General features: G+C 51.0%; 18 protein-coding genes. 11 read left to right on the top strand and 7 right to left on the bottom strand.

Translation table 11 applies throughout. The annotated features are described in order from the left end of the window. Positions 1–67 precede the first annotated feature (67 nt). The 4 genes from ACO0LE_RS17495 to ACO0LE_RS17480 all read left to right on the top strand — a co-directional run bounded on the left by ACO0LE_RS17495 (position 68) and on the right by ACO0LE_RS17480 (position 4,173). Positions 68–964, top strand: a complete 897-nt coding sequence (locus tag ACO0LE_RS17495) for a phosphoribosylaminoimidazolesuccinocarboxamide synthase (RefSeq protein ID WP_422961628.1) — start codon at positions 68–70, stop codon at positions 962–964. 2 nt (positions 965–966) lie between these two features. Continuing rightward, positions 967–1,479: a 5-(carboxyamino)imidazole ribonucleotide mutase gene (gene purE, locus ACO0LE_RS17490; RefSeq protein ID WP_422961627.1), complete on the top strand. Its 513-nt coding sequence runs from the start codon at positions 967–969 to the stop codon at positions 1,477–1,479. A 279-nt stretch (positions 1,480–1,758) separates the two neighbouring features. Further along, positions 1,759–2,964, top strand: a complete 1,206-nt coding sequence (locus tag ACO0LE_RS17485; RefSeq protein WP_422961626.1) for a 5-(carboxyamino)imidazole ribonucleotide synthase — start codon at positions 1,759–1,761, stop codon at positions 2,962–2,964. A 153-nt stretch (positions 2,965–3,117) separates the two neighbouring features. Continuing rightward, positions 3,118–4,173: an L-threonylcarbamoyladenylate synthase gene (locus ACO0LE_RS17480; RefSeq protein WP_422961625.1), complete on the top strand. Its 1,056-nt coding sequence runs from the start codon at positions 3,118–3,120 to the stop codon at positions 4,171–4,173. Positions 4,174–4,225: 52 nt separating this feature from the next. Here the strand turns inward: ACO0LE_RS17480 and ACO0LE_RS17475 are convergent, their stop codons facing one another. Both ACO0LE_RS17475 and ACO0LE_RS17470 read right to left on the bottom strand, forming a co-directional pair. After that, complete coding sequence (locus ACO0LE_RS17475) at positions 4,226–4,486, bottom strand: SemiSWEET transporter (protein WP_422961624.1); 261 nt, start codon at positions 4,484–4,486, stop codon at positions 4,226–4,228. Between the two features lie 13 nt (positions 4,487–4,499). Continuing rightward, entirely contained in the window at positions 4,500–5,006 is a 507-nt protein-coding gene (locus ACO0LE_RS17470) for a flavin reductase family protein (RefSeq protein ID WP_422961623.1), read from the bottom strand. Positions 5,007–5,356: 350 nt separating this feature from the next. Here ACO0LE_RS17470 and ACO0LE_RS17465 point away from each other — a divergent pair, with 350 nt between their 5' ends. The 4 genes from ACO0LE_RS17465 to ybeY all read left to right on the top strand — a co-directional run bounded on the left by ACO0LE_RS17465 (position 5,357) and on the right by ybeY (position 8,872). Continuing rightward, positions 5,357–5,710: a hypothetical protein gene (locus ACO0LE_RS17465; RefSeq protein WP_422961622.1), complete on the top strand. Its 354-nt coding sequence runs from the start codon at positions 5,357–5,359 to the stop codon at positions 5,708–5,710. Positions 5,711–5,870: 160 nt separating this feature from the next. Further along, a complete protein-coding gene (gene miaB, locus ACO0LE_RS17460) occupies positions 5,871–7,211 on the top strand; it encodes a tRNA (N6-isopentenyl adenosine(37)-C2)-methylthiotransferase MiaB (RefSeq protein ID WP_422961621.1) in 1,341 nt (446 codons plus the stop codon). After that, positions 7,211–8,347 carry a PhoH family protein gene (locus ACO0LE_RS17455; RefSeq protein WP_422961620.1) on the top strand — a complete coding sequence of 379 codons (1,137 nt, stop codon included), beginning with the start codon at positions 7,211–7,213 and terminating at the stop codon, positions 8,345–8,347. Before miaB ends, ACO0LE_RS17455 begins: the two co-directional genes overlap by 1 nt. Before the next feature lie 72 nt (positions 8,348–8,419). Continuing rightward, positions 8,420–8,872, top strand: a complete 453-nt coding sequence (gene ybeY, locus ACO0LE_RS17450; protein ID WP_422961619.1) for an rRNA maturation RNase YbeY — start codon at positions 8,420–8,422, stop codon at positions 8,870–8,872. Between the two features lie 132 nt (positions 8,873–9,004). On the opposite strand, the gene ACO0LE_RS17445 is transcribed toward ybeY, so the two are convergent. Further along, entirely contained in the window at positions 9,005–10,561 is a 1,557-nt protein-coding gene (locus tag ACO0LE_RS17445; RefSeq protein ID WP_422961618.1) for an oligopeptide:H+ symporter, read from the bottom strand. 460 nt (positions 10,562–11,021) lie between these two features. After that, the gene (locus tag ACO0LE_RS17440) at positions 11,022–11,522 is read right to left on the bottom strand and encodes a GFA family protein (protein ID WP_422961617.1); all 501 of its coding nucleotides are present in this window, start codon (positions 11,520–11,522) and stop codon (positions 11,022–11,024) included. 195 nt (positions 11,523–11,717) lie between these two features. On the opposite strand from ACO0LE_RS17440, the gene ACO0LE_RS17435 reads away from it, so the two are divergent. Both ACO0LE_RS17435 and lnt read left to right on the top strand, forming a co-directional pair. Further along, positions 11,718–12,596 carry an HlyC/CorC family transporter gene (locus tag ACO0LE_RS17435; protein WP_422961616.1) on the top strand — a complete coding sequence of 293 codons (879 nt, stop codon included), beginning with the start codon at positions 11,718–11,720 and terminating at the stop codon, positions 12,594–12,596. 63 nt (positions 12,597–12,659) lie between these two features. Beyond that, on the top strand, positions 12,660–14,207 hold the full coding sequence (gene lnt / locus ACO0LE_RS17430; protein ID WP_422961615.1) for an apolipoprotein N-acyltransferase: 1,548 nt from the start codon (positions 12,660–12,662) through the stop codon (positions 14,205–14,207). A 101-nt stretch (positions 14,208–14,308) separates the two neighbouring features. On the opposite strand, the gene ACO0LE_RS17425 is transcribed toward lnt, so the two are convergent. Continuing rightward, complete coding sequence (locus ACO0LE_RS17425; protein ID WP_422961614.1) at positions 14,309–15,028, bottom strand: ribonuclease HI family protein; 720 nt, start codon at positions 15,026–15,028, stop codon at positions 14,309–14,311. A 55-nt stretch (positions 15,029–15,083) separates the two neighbouring features. Here ACO0LE_RS17425 and ACO0LE_RS17420 point away from each other — a divergent pair, with 55 nt between their 5' ends. Then, positions 15,084–15,605 carry a hypothetical protein gene (locus ACO0LE_RS17420; protein WP_422961613.1) on the top strand — a complete coding sequence of 174 codons (522 nt, stop codon included), beginning with the start codon at positions 15,084–15,086 and terminating at the stop codon, positions 15,603–15,605. Between the two features lie 32 nt (positions 15,606–15,637). On the opposite strand, the gene ACO0LE_RS17415 is transcribed toward ACO0LE_RS17420, so the two are convergent. Together ACO0LE_RS17415 and ACO0LE_RS17410 are read right to left on the bottom strand one after the other, a co-directional pair. Beyond that, positions 15,638–16,264: a flavin reductase family protein gene (locus ACO0LE_RS17415; RefSeq protein WP_422961612.1), complete on the bottom strand. Its 627-nt coding sequence runs from the start codon at positions 16,262–16,264 to the stop codon at positions 15,638–15,640. 36 nt (positions 16,265–16,300) lie between these two features. Beyond that, entirely contained in the window at positions 16,301–16,744 is a 444-nt protein-coding gene (locus tag ACO0LE_RS17410) for a thioesterase family protein (RefSeq protein WP_422961611.1), read from the bottom strand. Between the last annotated feature and the right edge of the window lie 198 nt (positions 16,745–16,942).

Here is a 16,942-nt window from a genome sequence, read left to right as displayed (position 1 = left end):
TCAGTAAATCAATTTAAAAAAGACGGGGCGCACAACGCGCCCTGCGTACTTTTAAAAAGTAAATATTATGACGACGCAAATCAATTCCACTCTGCACTCCTTACCGCTATTAGGTCGCGGTAAGGTCCGTGACAACTATGCTGTCGGTGACGACAAACTCCTGATCGTTGCCAGCGATCGTTTGTCCGCGTTTGACGTGATCATGAATGAACCGATTCCTGATAAAGGTCGCGTACTTAATCAGATGGCTAATTTTTGGTTTGAAAAACTCGGACATATCGTGCCCAATCATCTGACTGGTATCGCGCCGGAAACGGTTGTTGCTGCTGAAGAAGTCGAACAAGTGCGCGGTCGTGCGGTAGTAGCAAAGCGCTTGAAGCCAATCATGGTCGAGGCCGTCGTGCGTGGTTATATCATCGGCTCCGGCTGGAAAGATTATCAGGATACCGGCGCCATTTGCGGTATCACTTTGCCAGCGGGTTTGCCACAGGCAGCAAAGTTGCCTGCGCCGATTTTCACCCCGGCGGCCAAAGCAGAAATGGGCGAGCACGATGAGAACATCAGCTATGCCAAAACAGAAGAGCTGATCGGCAAAGAACTCGCTGCCAAGATCCGCGACATCAGTATTCAGTTGTATTCTGAGGCGGCAGAATATGCTGCTACGCGTGGCATCATCATTGCCGATACCAAGTTTGAATTTGGTCTGGATGACGACGGCGTATTGCATTTGATGGATGAAGTGTTGACGGCGGATTCTTCCCGTTTCTGGCCAGCGGATTCGTATGCGACGGGGATTTCGCCGCCGTCGTTCGACAAGCAGTTTGTACGTGATTATCTGGAAACTATTACGAGCTGGAAAAAGACAGCGCCCGCACCTGATCTGCCTGATGAAGTCGTACAAAAAACAGCTGCCAAATACCGTGAGGCGCTTGAGCGCCTGACCGGTGAGACATTGAAGGCCTGATCATGACGCAAGCAAATCAAGCGGTAGCCAGTCCGGTACTCGTCGGCGTTGTGATGGGTTCTTCATCCGATTGGGACGTGATGCAGCATGCGGTTGCCGTGCTCAAAGAATTCGGTATCGCTTTTGAAGCGCAGGTCGTTTCTGCGCATCGTATGCCGGATGAGATGTTTCGTTATGCCGAGACTGCCCGTGAACGCGGTGTGCGTGCGATCATCGCCGGTGCCGGCGGTGCGGCACATTTACCGGGGATGATCGCAGCAAAGACTATCGTTCCGGTACTTGGCGTACCCGTGCCGTCGAAATATTTGCGCGGTGAAGATTCCTTGTTGTCGATTGTGCAGATGCCGAAGGGGATTCCGGTCTCGACGTTTGCGATCGGTGAGGCAGGCGCGGCGAATGCGGCTTTGGCAGCGGTTGCCATGCTGGCGACGACCGATGAGGCGCTGGCGCAAAAGCTGATGGACTTCCGTATCAAACAGACTCAGGTTGCGCGCGACATGATTTTGCCGGTGTAAGCTGGATGCTAGTTGAAGAAAGTGGTGTATGAACGTGCTGAGCTGTTTACATTAGCTTTAACTTTCTTCAATTTGCTTCATTTGCGTACATTAGTATGCATTAAATATATAGATACTCCTATCTAGTATATTTTAATGCGCCAATAAAACAGTGCGGAATAGACCTGTTTTTATAAATTTAATGGGGAGTATCTATTTTTCTCCCTTGTGCCATGCACTATCTGGTGCGATTCTTCGTTGGCCTAGTGCTAAGGATCGCACCGCTTTCAGTTTGACATCATGACTATTGATACCCAACCACACCCACGTCAGGCGCTGTTGCCGAATACCGATCAAAGTTGCCTCGGCATTTTAGGCGGCGGCCAGCTTGGTCGCATGTTTGCGCATGCTGCTCAATCCATGGGGTATCGCGTTGCGGTGCTGGAGCCTGAGGCGGGTTGTCCGGCGGGGCAGGTCGCTGAGCATCATCTGCAGGCAGCCTATGATGACCGCGTTGCACTACTCGCTCTTGGCAAGCTGAGTCACGCAGTGACGACCGAGTTTGAAAACGTGCCTGCCGGTAGTTTGATCATGCTGGCACAACATGGCTTCGTCTCTCCTGCCGGAGAATGTGTGTCAGTGGCTCAGGATCGTTTGCAGGAAAAAGAATTTTTCACGCGCTGCGGTGCGCATACAGGCGTGTTCCCCGCGCCGCATCTCGGCATCGCCAATGAGAGCGATCTTGCCAGTGTCGGTGACCATTTATTGCCAGGCATTTTAAAAACCGTACGCATGGGCTATGACGGCAAAGGTCAGGTGCGGGTGCGTACGCGCGACGAGCTGGCAGCCGCGTTTGCAGGGATGAATGGTCAGGTATGCGTGCTAGAAAAAATGCTGCCGCTTGCGTATGAAGTATCGGTGCTGGTAGCACGCGGTGTCGATGGTGAAGCGGTGGTATATCCGATTGCCGAGAACGTACACCGCGATGGCATCTTATTCACGACAACAGTACCAAGTCCTAATGTCACCGACGGGGTAGCGCATAAGGCGCAAAAAGCCGCCCTCGAACTGATCGCCGAGCTAGGTTATGTCGGTGTCTTGTGTATAGAATTTTTTGTACTGCAAGACGGCTCGCTGGTGATCAATGAAATGGCACCGCGTCCGCATAACAGCGGCCATTACACGATAGATGCCTGCGTTACCAGCCAGTTCGAGCAGCAAGTGCGCGCGCTTGCGCAACTGCCTCTGGGTGATGTGCTCCAGCACTCACCCGCGGTCATGCTGAATATTCTTGGCGATGTCTGGTTCGACGGTGACACCAGCTCAGCACACGAACCGGCCTGGGATCAGGTGCTGGCTTTGCCTGGTGCTCATCTGCATTTATACGGCAAAGTCGAGGCGCGACGTGCCCGTAAAATGGGTCATATTACTTTCGTCGCCCCGACGCTGGATGCAGCGCAGGCAACGCTGGCGAAAGCTTGTGCGATCCTTGGTATCGCGGCATAAATGCGCTGAGATTGCCGCGATACCGTATATGTCGTATGTGAGGCGTAATACAAGCAGAGCAATCATAAAAAAATACATCAACATTAAATCACCATAAGCAAGCACGAGTCAGCATGAGCAAGTACCCGCAACCACCAGCAATGACCAGCCACTATGAGTAACAGCGGTTCAGTATCTTCTGCTCCCGTAACAGCGCTCGCATCATCGCTTACGCTAGCCGCACAACAGCTCACAGCCGGGCAATTAGTCGCTTTCCCTACCGAGACCGTGTACGGACTAGGCGCAGATGCCGAGAATCCGGCAGCGGTGGCGGCGATCTATGCGGCCAAAGGACGACCATCCAATCATCCGGTGATCGTGCATCTCGCTCCCGAGGCTGATATCGCCTATTGGGCGCAAAATATTCCGGCCGAGGCGCATCAGCTGATCGCCGCATTCTGGCCAGGGCCGCTGACCTTGATTTTGCAGCGTGCTGCTCATATTCCTGATGCCGTATCTGGTGGTCAGGATTCGGTTGGTGTGCGTTGTCCTTCGCATCCGGTAGCGCAGGCTCTGTTGCGTGCGTTTAAGCAAGGCAAAGGTGGTATCGCCGCACCATCTGCGAATAAATTCGGTCACGTCAGCCCGACTACGGCACAGCACGTGCGGGATGAATTTCCTGCTGAAATTGCCAGCGGCATGATCGCTTCTGTGCTGGACGGCGGGCAGAGTGAGGTTGGCATTGAATCGACGATCGTCGATCTGACACGGCTGGCGACACATGGGCCGGTATTGCTGCGCCCGGGGCATATTTCATCGGCGCAATTAGCCGCGGTATTGGGCCGGGAGATCGCTGCACCTGACGCCGCCGCGCCGCGCGCATCGGGTACGCTGGATGCGCATTACGCACCGAACACGCCAGTCGTTTTAATTGCCGATGCGGTACTGGAAAATACCGTGCAGTCCTTGCTGTACGCCGGTAACAAAGTGGCGGTCATGCGTTATCACGAGCATCGTTCGCAAGCGCTCGCGGGGCTCAAAATTCTGGCCGCAGATCCTGCTGCGTATGCGCATGACTTATATGCAGGTTTGCGCGAGCTGGATGAGGTACAGGCCGACGTAATTCTGGTTGAGATGCTACCGGATGATAAAGTCTGGCAAGGTGTGAATGACCGCTTGCGCCGTGCCGCGTTTGATTCCAGAGATGTATTGCAGAAGCTGCTCAAATAAGCTGCTCTGTAAATTGATATAACCAAGCGGCGTAACCAGCGCGCGTAGCCGTTTATTTATACAGCAGCTTCATCACCAGAATAAAGATTGCCAGCACCAGCGTAATAAAATTCGCAATGATGATGGGTAGCGCGTGCAGCATCAAGCCATATGCCAGCCACATCGCAATCCCGCCAACGAGAATGACGTACATGCCAAGCGATACACCCTCTGCGCGTTTGCGACGCCAGGTCAGCCACGCTTGCGGAATAAAGGCGCTGGTGGTCATGCAGGCAGCGAGATAACCGATGAGATCGGTGAGTGATGCGGTCATAAGATTCAGAAAATTATTTGGAAGGCGCTAAAAACTGTCCCGAATGAAAGACCAGTGGCGCCTGTGGTGTGAATTCGCAATGTTCGACTTCACCGACAAAGATGACGTGATCGCCTTCGGGGTAGCGGCTGCGATTATGACACTCAAACCACGCCGATGCACCAACTAAAATCGGATGGCCGGTGCGCGACAAGCTGTATTCGACACCGTCAAAACGGTCCTTTTTCTTGCTCGCGAATTGCTCTGCTAGCCAGGCTTGCTCCGCAGACAGGATGTTCACGACATAATGCGAGTTGCCGCTAAATACCGGCATGCTGGTCGCTGTATTCGCCAGACTCCACAACACCAGAGCCGGATCGAGCGAAACGGAATTGAAGGAGCTGGCCGTCAGGCCAAGGAAGGTACCATCGGCCAGACGTGTTGTAATGACCGTCACCCCCGTCGCAAACTGCGACAAAGCCTGACGGAAATGGCGGGTATCAAATTCGCGCGTAGCAGCGCGGGGAGAGCGAGTGTGCATCAGGATTCCACAATTATTTGGGGCGTTTCCGCGATTGTCCATCTGGTACGCTTAACAGTGCTATCTGAGCGCTGACGATGCATTGCCGCTCATATTGTCGTTTATTTTTGACGTTTTTCGTTGCTCATGATTCGCCATGAGCGCCTCATTCACGGCGAAACACCTTCGACAAGTGCATCCGTCATCATCTTAAATCTTGATAGACAGCCCCCGATTATGCCAAATAAGTCGTTGTCACGTGAGTCCTGTAAGCGGTTCAGTCCGCATGTGTTAAACTTGCGCCCTCAAAAGACCTTGCAGATACTGCATAAGTTGTTGATTTGTTTGTCTATTTTGTAGGAGGTATTCATATGGCTTGTCTGCTCGTGCTGCGACGCTTTTGCGCGATGTTTCTGCTTCTTGGTTTAAGCCTGACAGTGGGCCTCGCTCACGCAGATCCGCGTGCTTTCCCGTCAGGGACCAAGCGCGGCGTACTGACTGCGTCTGCTTATCCTGACATCGTGATTGATGGCAAAGTCCGCAGAACCCAGCCATCGACACGGATTTATGATGAGGTCGGTTTGCTGGTGTTGCCCGCTACCTTGCCGTCTGCGACATTGACCGTCAATTATCTGGCGAATGATTTCGGTGACATTGAGCGCATCTGGATTTTGACCACAGAGGAAGTCAAACAAGACATCAGTAAGCAAATTAAACAAAATTAATTATTAATTGAATGTAGTTACTTAAGGCGCTTAGCTGCTGAAAGTTGCTGAACTTAATTCGCTCAATAATTAGCCCAGTATATTTAGCAAGGCGATCCGGTGATGACAACGATCTGCGGAAGAGTCTGATCTCAGCGTACATAGAAAAGAAGTCAGTTTTATGCAAAAAAAAGTATTTATTAAAACCTTCGGTTGTCAGATGAACGAGTATGACTCTGACAAAATGAATGACGTGCTGCACGCCGCCGAAGGCATGATTAAAACCGACAAGGCAGAAGACGCCGATGTCATCTTGCTCAACACATGTAGCGTGCGTGAGAAGGCATCGGAGAAAGTATTCTCCGATCTCGGTCGCCTGCGTGAGCTCAAGCGCGACAAGCCGGATCTGATCATCGGTGTCGGCGGTTGCGTGGCATCGCAAGAAGGCGCGGCAATTATCAAGCGCGCGCCTTACGTTGACGTTGTGTTCGGACCGCAGACTTTGCATCGTTTGCCGCAATTATTAAATGACCGCCGTACCAGCGGGCGTTCGCAAGTGGATATCAGTTTTCCGGAGATAGAAAAATTCGACCACTTGCCTCCGGCAAAGGTCGAAGGCGCTACCGCCTTTGTCTCCATCATGGAAGGTTGCAGCAAATATTGCAGTTACTGCGTCGTGCCGTACACTCGTGGCGAAGAAGTCTCGCGCCCGTTCAATGATGTGCTGGCTGAAGTCGCCGGACTGGCTGCACAGGGAGTGAAAGAAATTTCTCTGTTAGGCCAGAACGTCAATGCGTATCGCGGCACCATGGAAGATGGCGAGATTGCGGATTTTGCCTTGCTGCTGGAATACATCGCAGAATTCCCTCAGATTGAACGCATCCGTTTTGTCACCAGTCATCCGAAAGAATTTAATCAGCGCCTGATCGACGCGTTTGCGAAGATTCCAAAAATTGCGAACCATGTATTCCTGCCAGCGCAGCATGGCTCGGATCGTATTTTGTCTGCAATGAAGCGTGGCTATACCGCGATAGAATATAAATCGGTACTGCGTCGTCTGCGCGCGGTACGACCTGATATCTCGATTTCATCAGATTTTATTGTGGGCTTCCCGGGTGAGACACAAGAAGACTTTGATGCCTTGATGAAGCTGATCGATGACATCGGTTTTGATAATAGCTTTAGCTTTATTTTCAGTAAGCGTCCCGGCACGCCTGCGGCGAATCTGGCCGATGATACGCCGCATGAACTCAAGCTGAAACGTTTGCAGCATTTGCAGGCAGTGATCGACAGTAATACGAAGAAATACAGCAACGCCATGATCGGTACGGTGCAGCGCATCTTGGTAGAAGGTCCGTCAGTCAAAGATCCAAATGAGTTGCAGGGACGCTCTGAAAATAATCGCGTGGTCAATTTTGCTGGCCCAGCCAGCCTGATCGGCCAGCTGGTGAATACCCGAATTACAGAGTCGTACAATTATTCGCTGCGTGGCGAGCTTGTTGATGAACTGATCGAAAATTAATGAAACCAAAAACGCCTGTTCCTGTTCTGCATTTTGTTCCTCAACCGATGGACAACACTAGGCTTGCGCATTTGTGCGGGCCTTTGGATGAAAATTTGCGCCAGATTTCGGCGGCTCTCGATGTCAGTATTTTCCGCCGCGGTGACAAGTTTGTTGTCAGTGGTACCAATGCTCAGCACGCGCTGGAGATGTTGGAGCATTTTTATGCTCGGGCGAAAAAAATTATTTCGATTGATGAAGTCCAACTCGCATTGGTTGAACAGCGTGCAAATGCCAGCGCCAAAGCGCATGCCGAGGCCGGTGGCGATATGCTCAGTGCCGCAGATAAAGTAAAAAAACCACGCAAACTGGCCAAGGTTGTTGAGGTGCTGGAATCATCAGATGACGTCGAAGAGTCGGACGATGTCGAGAGCCCGGTACTCAAAACCCGTCGCAGCGATTTGCGCGGACGTACGCCACATCAGAACCTGTATCTGAAAGCGATTGTCGAGCATGACATCACCTTTGGTATTGGCCCTGCGGGTACTGGAAAGACCTATCTCGCGGTTGCCTGTGCTGTCGATGCCCTGGAACGTGATGCTGTTAAACGTATTATTCTCACCCGTCCTGCGGTAGAGGCAGGCGAGCGCCTGGGATTTTTGCCTGGTGATCTGGCACAAAAAGTTGATCCGTATCTGCGGCCTTTATACGATGCCTTATACGATTTGCTCGGCTTTGACCGCACCCAAAAAATGTTTGAGAAGCAGGTGATCGAAATTGCACCGCTCGCCTACATGCGTGGCCGTACGTTGAATCACGCTTTCATCATCCTCGATGAAGCGCAAAACACCACCCCCGAACAAATGAAGATGTTCCTGACCCGGATCGGTTTTGGCAGCAAAGCCGTGGTAACAGGCGATGTGACGCAGATCGATTTACAGCGCGGTCAGCGTAGCGGTTTGGTCGACGCCTGTCAGGTATTGAGCGATGTGCGCGGTATTGCGTTTAATCGTTTTACCAGTGCCGACGTCGTGCGACATCCTCTGGTCGGCCGGATCGTCGATGCTTATGAAACTGCAAGCGCACATACCGCTGACCTCGGTAATCTGAAGCATCAGACGCCTCTGGCATCGGCCTACCATGGCCGAAAAAAATAAATTCACTAATCTGCTTAAGCAGATTAAGCAGATTAATTGTATCAACCCGACTCTCTCGCTGTTAACCTCACCATGGCTGCAAAACACAAACTGACTCTATCCGTGCAATATGCCGACCCTCGTTTGAAAGACTCATTACCACGTCCGCTATTGCGCAAGACCATACAGGCGGCACTGTTTGCACCGGCAGAACTCACACTGCGGTTTGTCGATGCAGAAGAGGGGCGTACACTGAACCGCGATTATCGCGGCAAGGATTATGCGACCAATGTATTGACCTTCGCCTACACCGAAGATGACGACGCCGAAGTCACTCAGGCGGATATTATTTTTTGTACCGATGTATTAATGAGTGAGGCGCAGGAACAAAAAAAATCAGTCGAGGCACATGCCTTGCATCTGGTCGTGCACGGCGTGTTGCATGCGCAAGGCTACGATCATGAAAACGATGAAGAAGCCGAAGAGATGGAAGCTCTGGAAGTCGAGATTCTGACGGAGCTGGGTGTGGCGAATCCTTACCAGTAAACCAGAACCGGCCTCAGCAAAGTAAAAAAGCTACGCCAGCGAGGCGTAGCTTTTTTTATGCCTCAGCAAAGGGGAAAGTGTCTACTGAGGTTGCTGCCGGTGAGTCCGGTAGCATATTTGAGCAGACTCCCGTCAGACCTTACGGTAATTATTTACTACGCGATAGTTTCGGGCGTAGATAGCAAATGCCAGTGCCGCTAGCAAGGCAAAGCCTGCGAAAAAGAACATCTGGAAGGCGGTGACACTCATACCGGTGCTTTGTATCTGCGTCGTTACCGACTCACTTTTCACACTCGAATTCGCCAGCAATACCCATAAGTTGCCGATCGTGACAGACAAATTCCAGAAGCTCATGATCACGCCTTTCATCGCCAGTGGCGCCTGGCTATAGGCGAACTCAAGTCCGGTTGCCGAGACGAGAACTTCACCAAATGTCAGCAAGGCATACGGGAGAATTTGCCACGTGATGGATAAGGCATTGCCACCGTCAATCGCGATTTGCATCATGCCGACGACGATCCAGGCAATACCGGAGAAAGCAATACCCAGTCCCATACGGCGCAGCGCAGTGAGTTCCACACCGATACGTTTTAAAAGCGGATACAGGATCAGATTGTTGAACGGTATAAGCAGCATGACGAGCAGAGGATTCAGTGCCTGCATTTGCGCCGACTGGAACCACGATGGTTTGGTCATCTGGTCTGCCTGCAAAATCCAGGTCGAGGCTTTTTGATCAAACAAAGACCAGAACGGCGTCACTAGAGCGAATACCACCAGCAAACGTAATACTGAGCGTACGCCATCCACGGCTTCATCCGGATGCATGCCGCGAGCACGGTCAAGCTGTATCCATGCACCAGCGCCGCCAAAGCCGAGGATCAATACCAATGCCAGACACAAGGCGGCAACGATACCGATTCCAGGTGTCATGAAGAGCGCGCCGATCGCCAGAACCACGCCCAATACGGCGATGATAAAACCAGTGCGTGACTGACCGGGTGCAGCTGTCATCAAGGCCGTGCGGATGACGTTCAGGAAAGAATCAGGATTCTTTGCTGCGGGCGCGACGTGCACATATTTTTTGTTGCCGGACCAGAATACCAGTGTCGCAATCAACATTAATAAACCTGGAATACCAAACGCAACGCTTGCACCGTATTGCTTCAGGAAGATAGGCATCAGCAGCGATGCAAAGAACGAACCGAAATTAATAATCCAGTAAAAGCCATCAAACACTTTTTGGGCGAGATGCTTATTGGTATTGTCAAACTGATCGCCGACAAATGAGGCAACCAGCGGCTTGATGCCCCCAGACCCCAGCGCGATCAGGAAGAGGCCGGTATAAAAACCATTCCGGTTATCGTCAAATATCGCCAGACAGGCGTGGCCAGCGCAATACACCAGACTCAGCCAGAACACGGTATTGTATTTACCGAAAAAACGGTCAGCGAGCCAACCGCCAAGCAGCGGGAAAAAATACACGCCGATGACGAACGTATGAAACACCTCTTTCGCCATGCCCTTGCGCATCGATTCTGGCATTGACAATAACAGGCTGGTAATCAGAAACGGTGTAAGGATATTACGCATGCCATAGAAGCTGAAGCGCTCGCAACCCTCATTCGCGATGATGTAGGGAATCTGCGACGGCATTTTCGCCTGATCGTGATTGTCTGGTGTTTGACTCATTCAATTCTCCATCTAACTATTATTGTGGTTTGTTAGAGATAGCCAAACGGCCTCCGAAAAGGCCGTTGTGGATGTCTGCAATCGCACGCTTGTCGCTTGTGACATGTACGAGGGTACGCGGCTGATTGACTGAACGCTGACGATATCAGGTGTTTGACTGACATGAAAGCAAAGCAAGTGTCGCAGTATCCCTAGTTGCCTAAATATCTGTCAAGAATTAGTTGAAGATGAAAAGAAAAACGACAAAAATCGAGATGAATGCGATTATTTTTTCTTCTTTGCAGTCAGGCAAGCTTGCTGGCACAAGCCATCGCTTTATCTATTTTTCAGAATTTCTTTGTTTCGTGAAAATACATACTAACAGGGAGTATTTTTTACATTCTATTTAAAATAGTGCGGGAATTAAGCTATTTTTAGTCAAAATATGGGGAGTATATGTATTTCACCAATGCTCATATGGTCAATCCGGCTTTTGTTTGCCAGTCTTCACCAGGACGGTGTTCAGCCGTTCCAGACTTTGCTGTGACCAGAACGATTTGCGGTCATAGTATTCGCTCACAGCGGGCGTGGATGCCGGCAAGTTCATCCATGCTTGCTTGGTCGATGTGAAAATATGGATGTCGGGCGGCATCGCATCAGGCTGATCGAGTGAGCCGACCCGCAAGAAACGCAGTGCTTCACCAGCACCCGCATAATGGCTCCAGACGGCAATCTTGCATTGCGGGCAGCGGGCGATTTTTTGTCCTTTGCCGCTATTGCTGGGGGTGTTGATGAACTCAGGTTCGCCACAGATTAATTCGACCTGATCCGCCTCCAGCATGGCGTTAAGAGCAAACGCAGCCCCTGTTTCGCGCTGGCACCAGGTGCAATGACAGCAATGTACAAACAAGGGTGCACGCAAAACACGGTAGCGCACGGCACGGCAGGCGCAGCCGCCTTCAATGGGATAGTTGAACTGCATTTTTATCGTTCCTAAAAAATAAGGATATCGACTGACATAGTCTGACAGATAAGACCTTAACCCGGCTGTGTTAAGTAAAAACAAGTAAAAATAAGCAAAAATCTGAGTTTAAATTAGGCAAAAAACATTCAAAATTTGGGGTGGGGCTGCATTTGTTGTATCCTATAGGATTGAAACAACGGCGTTAAGCCTTATATGCAAGAGCACTCTAGTAGCGTCAGACCATCTGACGTTAAACCACACAGGTCATTGTTTGAACGATTGACCGCACTGATTTCTCCCGAACCTGAGAACCGCGCCGAACTGCTGGAAGTTCTGCACGACGCGCAAGAACGTAACCTGATCGACGCGGATGCGCTGGCGATGATCGAAGGGGTGTTCCAGGTATCTGACCTTGCTGCACGCGACATCATGGTGCCGCGTTCCCAGATGGACGTGATTGATATTTCCAAACCGATCGAAGAATGGATGCCTGAGGTCTTGTCGACGGCGCATTCCCGCTTCCCTGCGATTGAAGGTGATCGCGATAAGGTAGTCGGCGTTCTGCTTGCGAAAGATTTATTGCGTTACTACGCTGAAGAGTCTTTTGATGTGCGCGTGATGTTGCGCCCGGTGGTGTATATCCCGGAATCAAAACGCTTGAATATCCTGCTGCGCGATTTCCGTGCGAATCGCAATCACATGGCGATGGTGGTCGATGAGTACGGTGGTATCGCTGGCCTGATCACGATCGAAGATGTGCTGGAGCAGATTGTTGGCGACATCGAAGATGAATATGACTTCGATGAAGAAGAAGACAATATCATCGCGCTGGAAAATAACGGTGACGGTGTGCGCTGGCGTGTCAAAGGTTTGACCGAGATAGAACAATTCAATACTGTGCTGGGCTCACATTTCTCCGATCAAAAGCTTGATACCATTGGTGGCTTTGTCACCGATTATCTGGAGCATGTGCCGCATAAGGGTGAAGAATTCAATATCGGCAATCTGCATTTTGAAGTCTTGCGTGCCGATGCGCGCCAGGTACAAATTTTACTGGTCGAAAAACGGCCGGTGCTGGCAGCCGATGAATGAGGCGGATGTTGTCCTCATTCGTATCGTATTTGTCGCCAGCGTCCTCACGCTGAGTTAACTCACTTGCGCTCTCTTCATCTGTCTTTTCGTTCATCCATCCTGCTGGCATTGCTGGCGGGTGGCTTGAACGTCTTCTCGTTTGCTCCCTTTCATTTCTGGCCATTGCAAGCAATCAGTCTTGCGCTGATTTTCTGGCTAAGCCAGTCGGCTAGTTTTTCTTCTCTTCGTCGTCAGTTTTTACTGGGATGGACATACGCCTTTGGCTGGTTATTTTGCGGCGTGAGCTGGCTACTGATCGCGATGACGCGCTACGGCGGCATGCCCTGGCTGATGGCGATCGCGGCACTTGCTTTGCTGGTCACGTATCTTGCGTGCTATGCAGGTCTCGCTTTGCTTCTTAGCGCAAAATTAAAGCAGCGTTGGCAGCTCACCGATGTCAGTAGTCTGTTGTTGGTTATGCCAGCTTTTTGGATGTTGTCTGAGTACCTGCGTGGCTGGGTATTTACCGGCTTCCCCTGGCTGGCATCTGGTTACGCGCACACAGACAGTCCACTGGCTGGTTTTGCCGCTCTGATCGGCGTATATGGAATTGGTTGGATCAATGCCTTGCTGGCAGGTGCTTTGGCGCTTGGTGTGCGAAAAAAAATCTGGCGCTTACGCTTATTGCTAGCAGTGGTTGTCATCGCTTGCGTTGGTCTGGCTGTGCGGCAAGTGCAGTGGACGCAGCCGTATGGTCAGCCGCTCAGCGTGAGTTTATTGCAGGGGAATGTTGCGCAGGATGTGAAATTTAATCCTGACCATATCAGCGACTCGCTCAGCCTGTATCACGACATGATCCTCAGCGCACCGGCGGATCTGGTGGCGGTTCCTGAGACTGCTTTGCCAGTATTGTCCAGCCAGTTGCCGCCGGATTATCTCCCATTGCTGAACGCTTTTGCGCAAAGTACGAATAGCCATCTCGCGATCGGTCTGGGCGTGCATGACGGCGGTGATCAATATACGAACAGCATCCTCGGTTTTTCCAGGGAATATGCATTGCGCGCTTACCGTTACGACAAACATCATCTGGTACCGTTCGGTGAATTTATTCCCTTTGGATTTCGATGGTTTGTCAATTTGATGCATATCCCTTTAGGTGACTTTAGCGGTGCCGGTGTGTTACAGGCGCCGATGCAAGTAAAAGATCAACTGGTGATGCCGAATATTTGTTACGAAGATTTATTTGGTGAAGAAATCGCAAGTCAGCTTTTAGCGAGCGAGCATAGTCCGACCATATTGCTGAATGCATCGAATATTGCCTGGTATGGCGACTCGATTGCGATTCCGCAGCATCTGCAAATTTCTCAAATGCGCGTACTGGAAACCGGTCGCCCTATGCTCAGAGCGACCAATACAGGTGCTACTGCAGTGATCGCCGCAAATGCCAGGGTAGTCGCGCAGGCGCAGCCTTTGACCCGGCAAGTATTGCAAGCAAGCGTGCAGGGAACGAGCGGCCTGACGCCGTATGTACGTTGGGGGAATCTCGGCGTGCTGGTGATTGCCGTGCTGGCGTTGTTACTAGCGTATATGGCTGCCAGGCGATCAGGTTCTGCTGGCGCACTTGCACAATGATAGCTTGCAAGGATAAGGCTAAAGCTAAAGAATAATGACGAATAGAAACAGTGTCGAAGGCAACAAGGCTATTTAGTCTCAGTGACGGTTTTTATATTCTTTTAAAAATCTTTTAGCCTTGCTGCTTGCGACAAAGCGTCGGCGATGACATTTTTCTCTCTCGGTACCCAGTGCAGGTGCAACTCCTTAAATTGACTAGCCAACGCCAAACTTTGTAAAAAATGGGTTTGCAAAATACCTGACGGAAAATACGGCACCGTAGATTTTTGCTTTTGCATCCCCGCGCTTGCAATCCCATGTGCTGCATTGTTGATGGCATCAATCACGACGCGGCTATCACCCCAGACATGTAATTGATCAACGCCCAATTCCAGTGCGCTTAGCAGGACACTTTGCAAGGCATGGAATTCCGCTTCATTGTTGTCGCCATCGGGCATGCGCTGGCTGATTTCTGTGCGCTGCCCGTCAGGGCCGATCAACACGCCACCGATGCCGATTTTTCCTGGGTTCGGATGTGCGGAGCCGTCGAACCATGCTTGCCAGCTACGACCGTCTGTCATGGCGTCGGCTGAAGCTGACCCTTGTCTGCGCAGGCTACGTTCGGATTTTTGCTGTTGACGTAATGCCGATGAGGCTATGCGTTTTTGACCGATCACTTGACGCTGCTGAATCAGGGCATCGAGGCCAGCTTCACCAGCTTGCTTTTGTAGTACGCGTTGTAACGCACTTTCTTCGGTAAACTCCCCTGTCTTGATCAAGCGGTGACTTTGCTTGAGCTCTGCTTTAAAAGCGATGGACAGGAGTAAATCGTGAGTTGGCATGGATGCTCGTATACACTAGATGTTATGAATGAATAATAACTAAGGTGGGCGAATTATGTCGGATCAAGATAAAAATGAAAGCCTGTCATTTCTGCCAGTCGGCATGATTGCCAATGGCGGTACTTATGCTCAGGCAATCGAGTTGGCAGCAATCAAAAAGCATCAGGTAGCAGGCTGGGCGCCGTTCCATTACGCGAAAGTATCCGATACCGAGTATGAGTGCACGGGTGGATTCGCGATTGGTAGTGGCGGACAAAAAAAATGGCCTGAGCCGCATACCAGCATGATCGTCAATGAAGCTGAAATCGCGTCCGAGCTGACCCTGCTGCTTGCGGATGAGGATACTAATCCCGTCGCTCAATTCCAGACCGTAGCCTCGGGCACTTCACCGTACGCATCACAGGTGACGCCGGGATCTGCGCTCACTGCCAATGTGACCGGCGCTTCTAAATATCTGACCGTAGTTTTTCAATTGCCCGATGATGCGGCAGGCCAGCAGCGCATCAAGGATACCTTCAAAATCGATACGAATTTCTTTGGTGCGCAAGTGACTTCCGTATCGACCCGCCTGCCGTAATTAATAGGGCTGATTGTCGTTTATGATGCCGATCAGCGTGCCCAGCCCGTTGGTCTCGCAAGAGTAAAATTTTCTGTCGCTTTAGTGCGGCCATACCAATCAGCTCCCATGCGTGAAATCAGATCGAGTTTCATCGGATCGATTTGCTGATCGTCGCCTAGAATCGCGTCGTCAATATGGGCTGCCACGACTTCACCAAAAATCACATAACAGGATGGCGCATGCGCCGGGTAGGGCATGAGCTGACTCAGCTTGCATTCGAAGCTGACAGGCGTGCCATCAACACGCGGCACGTTGATCTTGGTTGACGGTAAGGCGCCTACTCCGCACTGCTCAAATTCGCTGATCTCTGCATCGTAACCAAATGAAGTGTCGTTCATCAGCTTGACCAGATCGTGTGATACCAGGTTGACGACGAATTCACCGGTTTCTTTGATATTCCTTACGGTGTCTTTCATGCTGCCGTTACTGTTCACTAACGGTGAAAACATCAGCGTCGGTGGTGATGGTGTGATCATCTGAAAAAAACTGAATGGCGCTAAATTCGTGCGTCCATCTCTGGATCGCGTGGAAACCCAGGCGACTGGTCGCGGCGTAATCGTCGATGCCATCCAGAAGTAGGCCATGCGGGGTTCAAGAGTAGAAAAGTCAATCAGCATATAGGTCGGCTCCATTGGAGATAAAGGCGGGTGCTATCAGGCTAGCCAGTTAACGAGCGGGAATTTGGTTTTGAAGTTTTCTGGCATGGCGACTACGCTTGCTTGTTTGTAGTCATAAAAAACGAAACCGGATTTTGCCATAGCGATCAGGCTGTTATCGCGTGGACGGGTAATACGGAAGGTGATATCGCCACCGTATTTGTTAAAGTCCATCACGCCGACTTCAAACTGCAACTGATCTCGTGCATGCGCTTCAGCTTTATATGTTGTTGCAAGGTCGGTCACGATAATGCCTGTGCCATTGGCCTCAGTTTCACCAATGCCAAATTCAAATAAAAACCGTGCGCGTGCTTCCGAGATCATGGAAATCATCGAATCGTTGCCAAGATGATTGGCGGCATTAATGTCAGTGACGCGCACGGTGAGCAGGGTGGTGTAGCAATACTGGTTTTCGGGGAAATGCAGACTAAGACGTGCCATAAAAATTCTTTTTTAAAAAATAGGGTGCGTAACACCAAGGTCGTTCAATTGAGGCCTCACCCTGAAGTCGTCGCCCCTGCGCGGGCAGGGATCCAGTGTCTTTTGGCAATAACGTCATTAAATTCCAGCCTTTGCCGGAATGACGAAACAAGGGATGTGGTTTAACTGAACAGCATTAGTAAGTCACACCCGAATATT

Source organism: Undibacterium sp. Xuan67W, assembly GCF_049340165.1.
GTDB lineage: Bacteria > Pseudomonadota > Gammaproteobacteria > Burkholderiales > Burkholderiaceae_D > Undibacterium.
This window is presented reverse-complemented; position numbering and strand designations above follow the sequence as displayed.

What these genes read in the sequence shown, in the direction of transcription:
- ACO0LE_RS17415 (WP_422961612.1), bottom strand. Translation starts at nt 16,264, where the DNA reads ATGCTGATTGACTTTTCTACTCTTGAACCCCGCATGGCCTACTTCTGG.
- ACO0LE_RS17455 (WP_422961620.1), top strand. Translation starts at nt 7,211, where the DNA reads ATGAAACCAAAAACGCCTGTTCCTGTTCTGCATTTTGTTCCTCAACCG.
- ACO0LE_RS17410 (WP_422961611.1), bottom strand. Translation starts at nt 16,744, where the DNA reads ATGGCACGTCTTAGTCTGCATTTCCCCGAAAACCAGTATTGCTACACC.
- ACO0LE_RS17480 (WP_422961625.1), top strand. Translation starts at nt 3,118, where the DNA reads ATGAGTAACAGCGGTTCAGTATCTTCTGCTCCCGTAACAGCGCTCGCA.
- ACO0LE_RS17440 (WP_422961617.1), bottom strand. Translation starts at nt 11,522, where the DNA reads ATGCAGTTCAACTATCCCATTGAAGGCGGCTGCGCCTGCCGTGCCGTG.
- ACO0LE_RS17470 (WP_422961623.1), bottom strand. Translation starts at nt 5,006, where the DNA reads ATGCACACTCGCTCTCCCCGCGCTGCTACGCGCGAATTTGATACCCGC.
- purE (WP_422961627.1), top strand. Translation starts at nt 967, where the DNA reads ATGACGCAAGCAAATCAAGCGGTAGCCAGTCCGGTACTCGTCGGCGTT.
- ACO0LE_RS17420 (WP_422961613.1), top strand. Translation starts at nt 15,084, where the DNA reads ATGTCGGATCAAGATAAAAATGAAAGCCTGTCATTTCTGCCAGTCGGC.
- ACO0LE_RS17425 (WP_422961614.1), bottom strand. Translation starts at nt 15,028, where the DNA reads ATGCCAACTCACGATTTACTCCTGTCCATCGCTTTTAAAGCAGAGCTC.
- ACO0LE_RS17485 (WP_422961626.1), top strand. Translation starts at nt 1,759, where the DNA reads ATGACTATTGATACCCAACCACACCCACGTCAGGCGCTGTTGCCGAAT.
- ACO0LE_RS17465 (WP_422961622.1), top strand. Translation starts at nt 5,357, where the DNA reads ATGGCTTGTCTGCTCGTGCTGCGACGCTTTTGCGCGATGTTTCTGCTT.
- ACO0LE_RS17475 (WP_422961624.1), bottom strand. Translation starts at nt 4,486, where the DNA reads ATGACCGCATCACTCACCGATCTCATCGGTTATCTCGCTGCCTGCATG.
- ACO0LE_RS17445 (WP_422961618.1), bottom strand. Translation starts at nt 10,561, where the DNA reads ATGAGTCAAACACCAGACAATCACGATCAGGCGAAAATGCCGTCGCAG.
- miaB (WP_422961621.1), top strand. Translation starts at nt 5,871, where the DNA reads ATGCAAAAAAAAGTATTTATTAAAACCTTCGGTTGTCAGATGAACGAG.
- ACO0LE_RS17435 (WP_422961616.1), top strand. Translation starts at nt 11,718, where the DNA reads ATGCAAGAGCACTCTAGTAGCGTCAGACCATCTGACGTTAAACCACAC.
- ybeY (WP_422961619.1), top strand. Translation starts at nt 8,420, where the DNA reads ATGGCTGCAAAACACAAACTGACTCTATCCGTGCAATATGCCGACCCT.
- ACO0LE_RS17495 (WP_422961628.1), top strand. Translation starts at nt 68, where the DNA reads ATGACGACGCAAATCAATTCCACTCTGCACTCCTTACCGCTATTAGGT.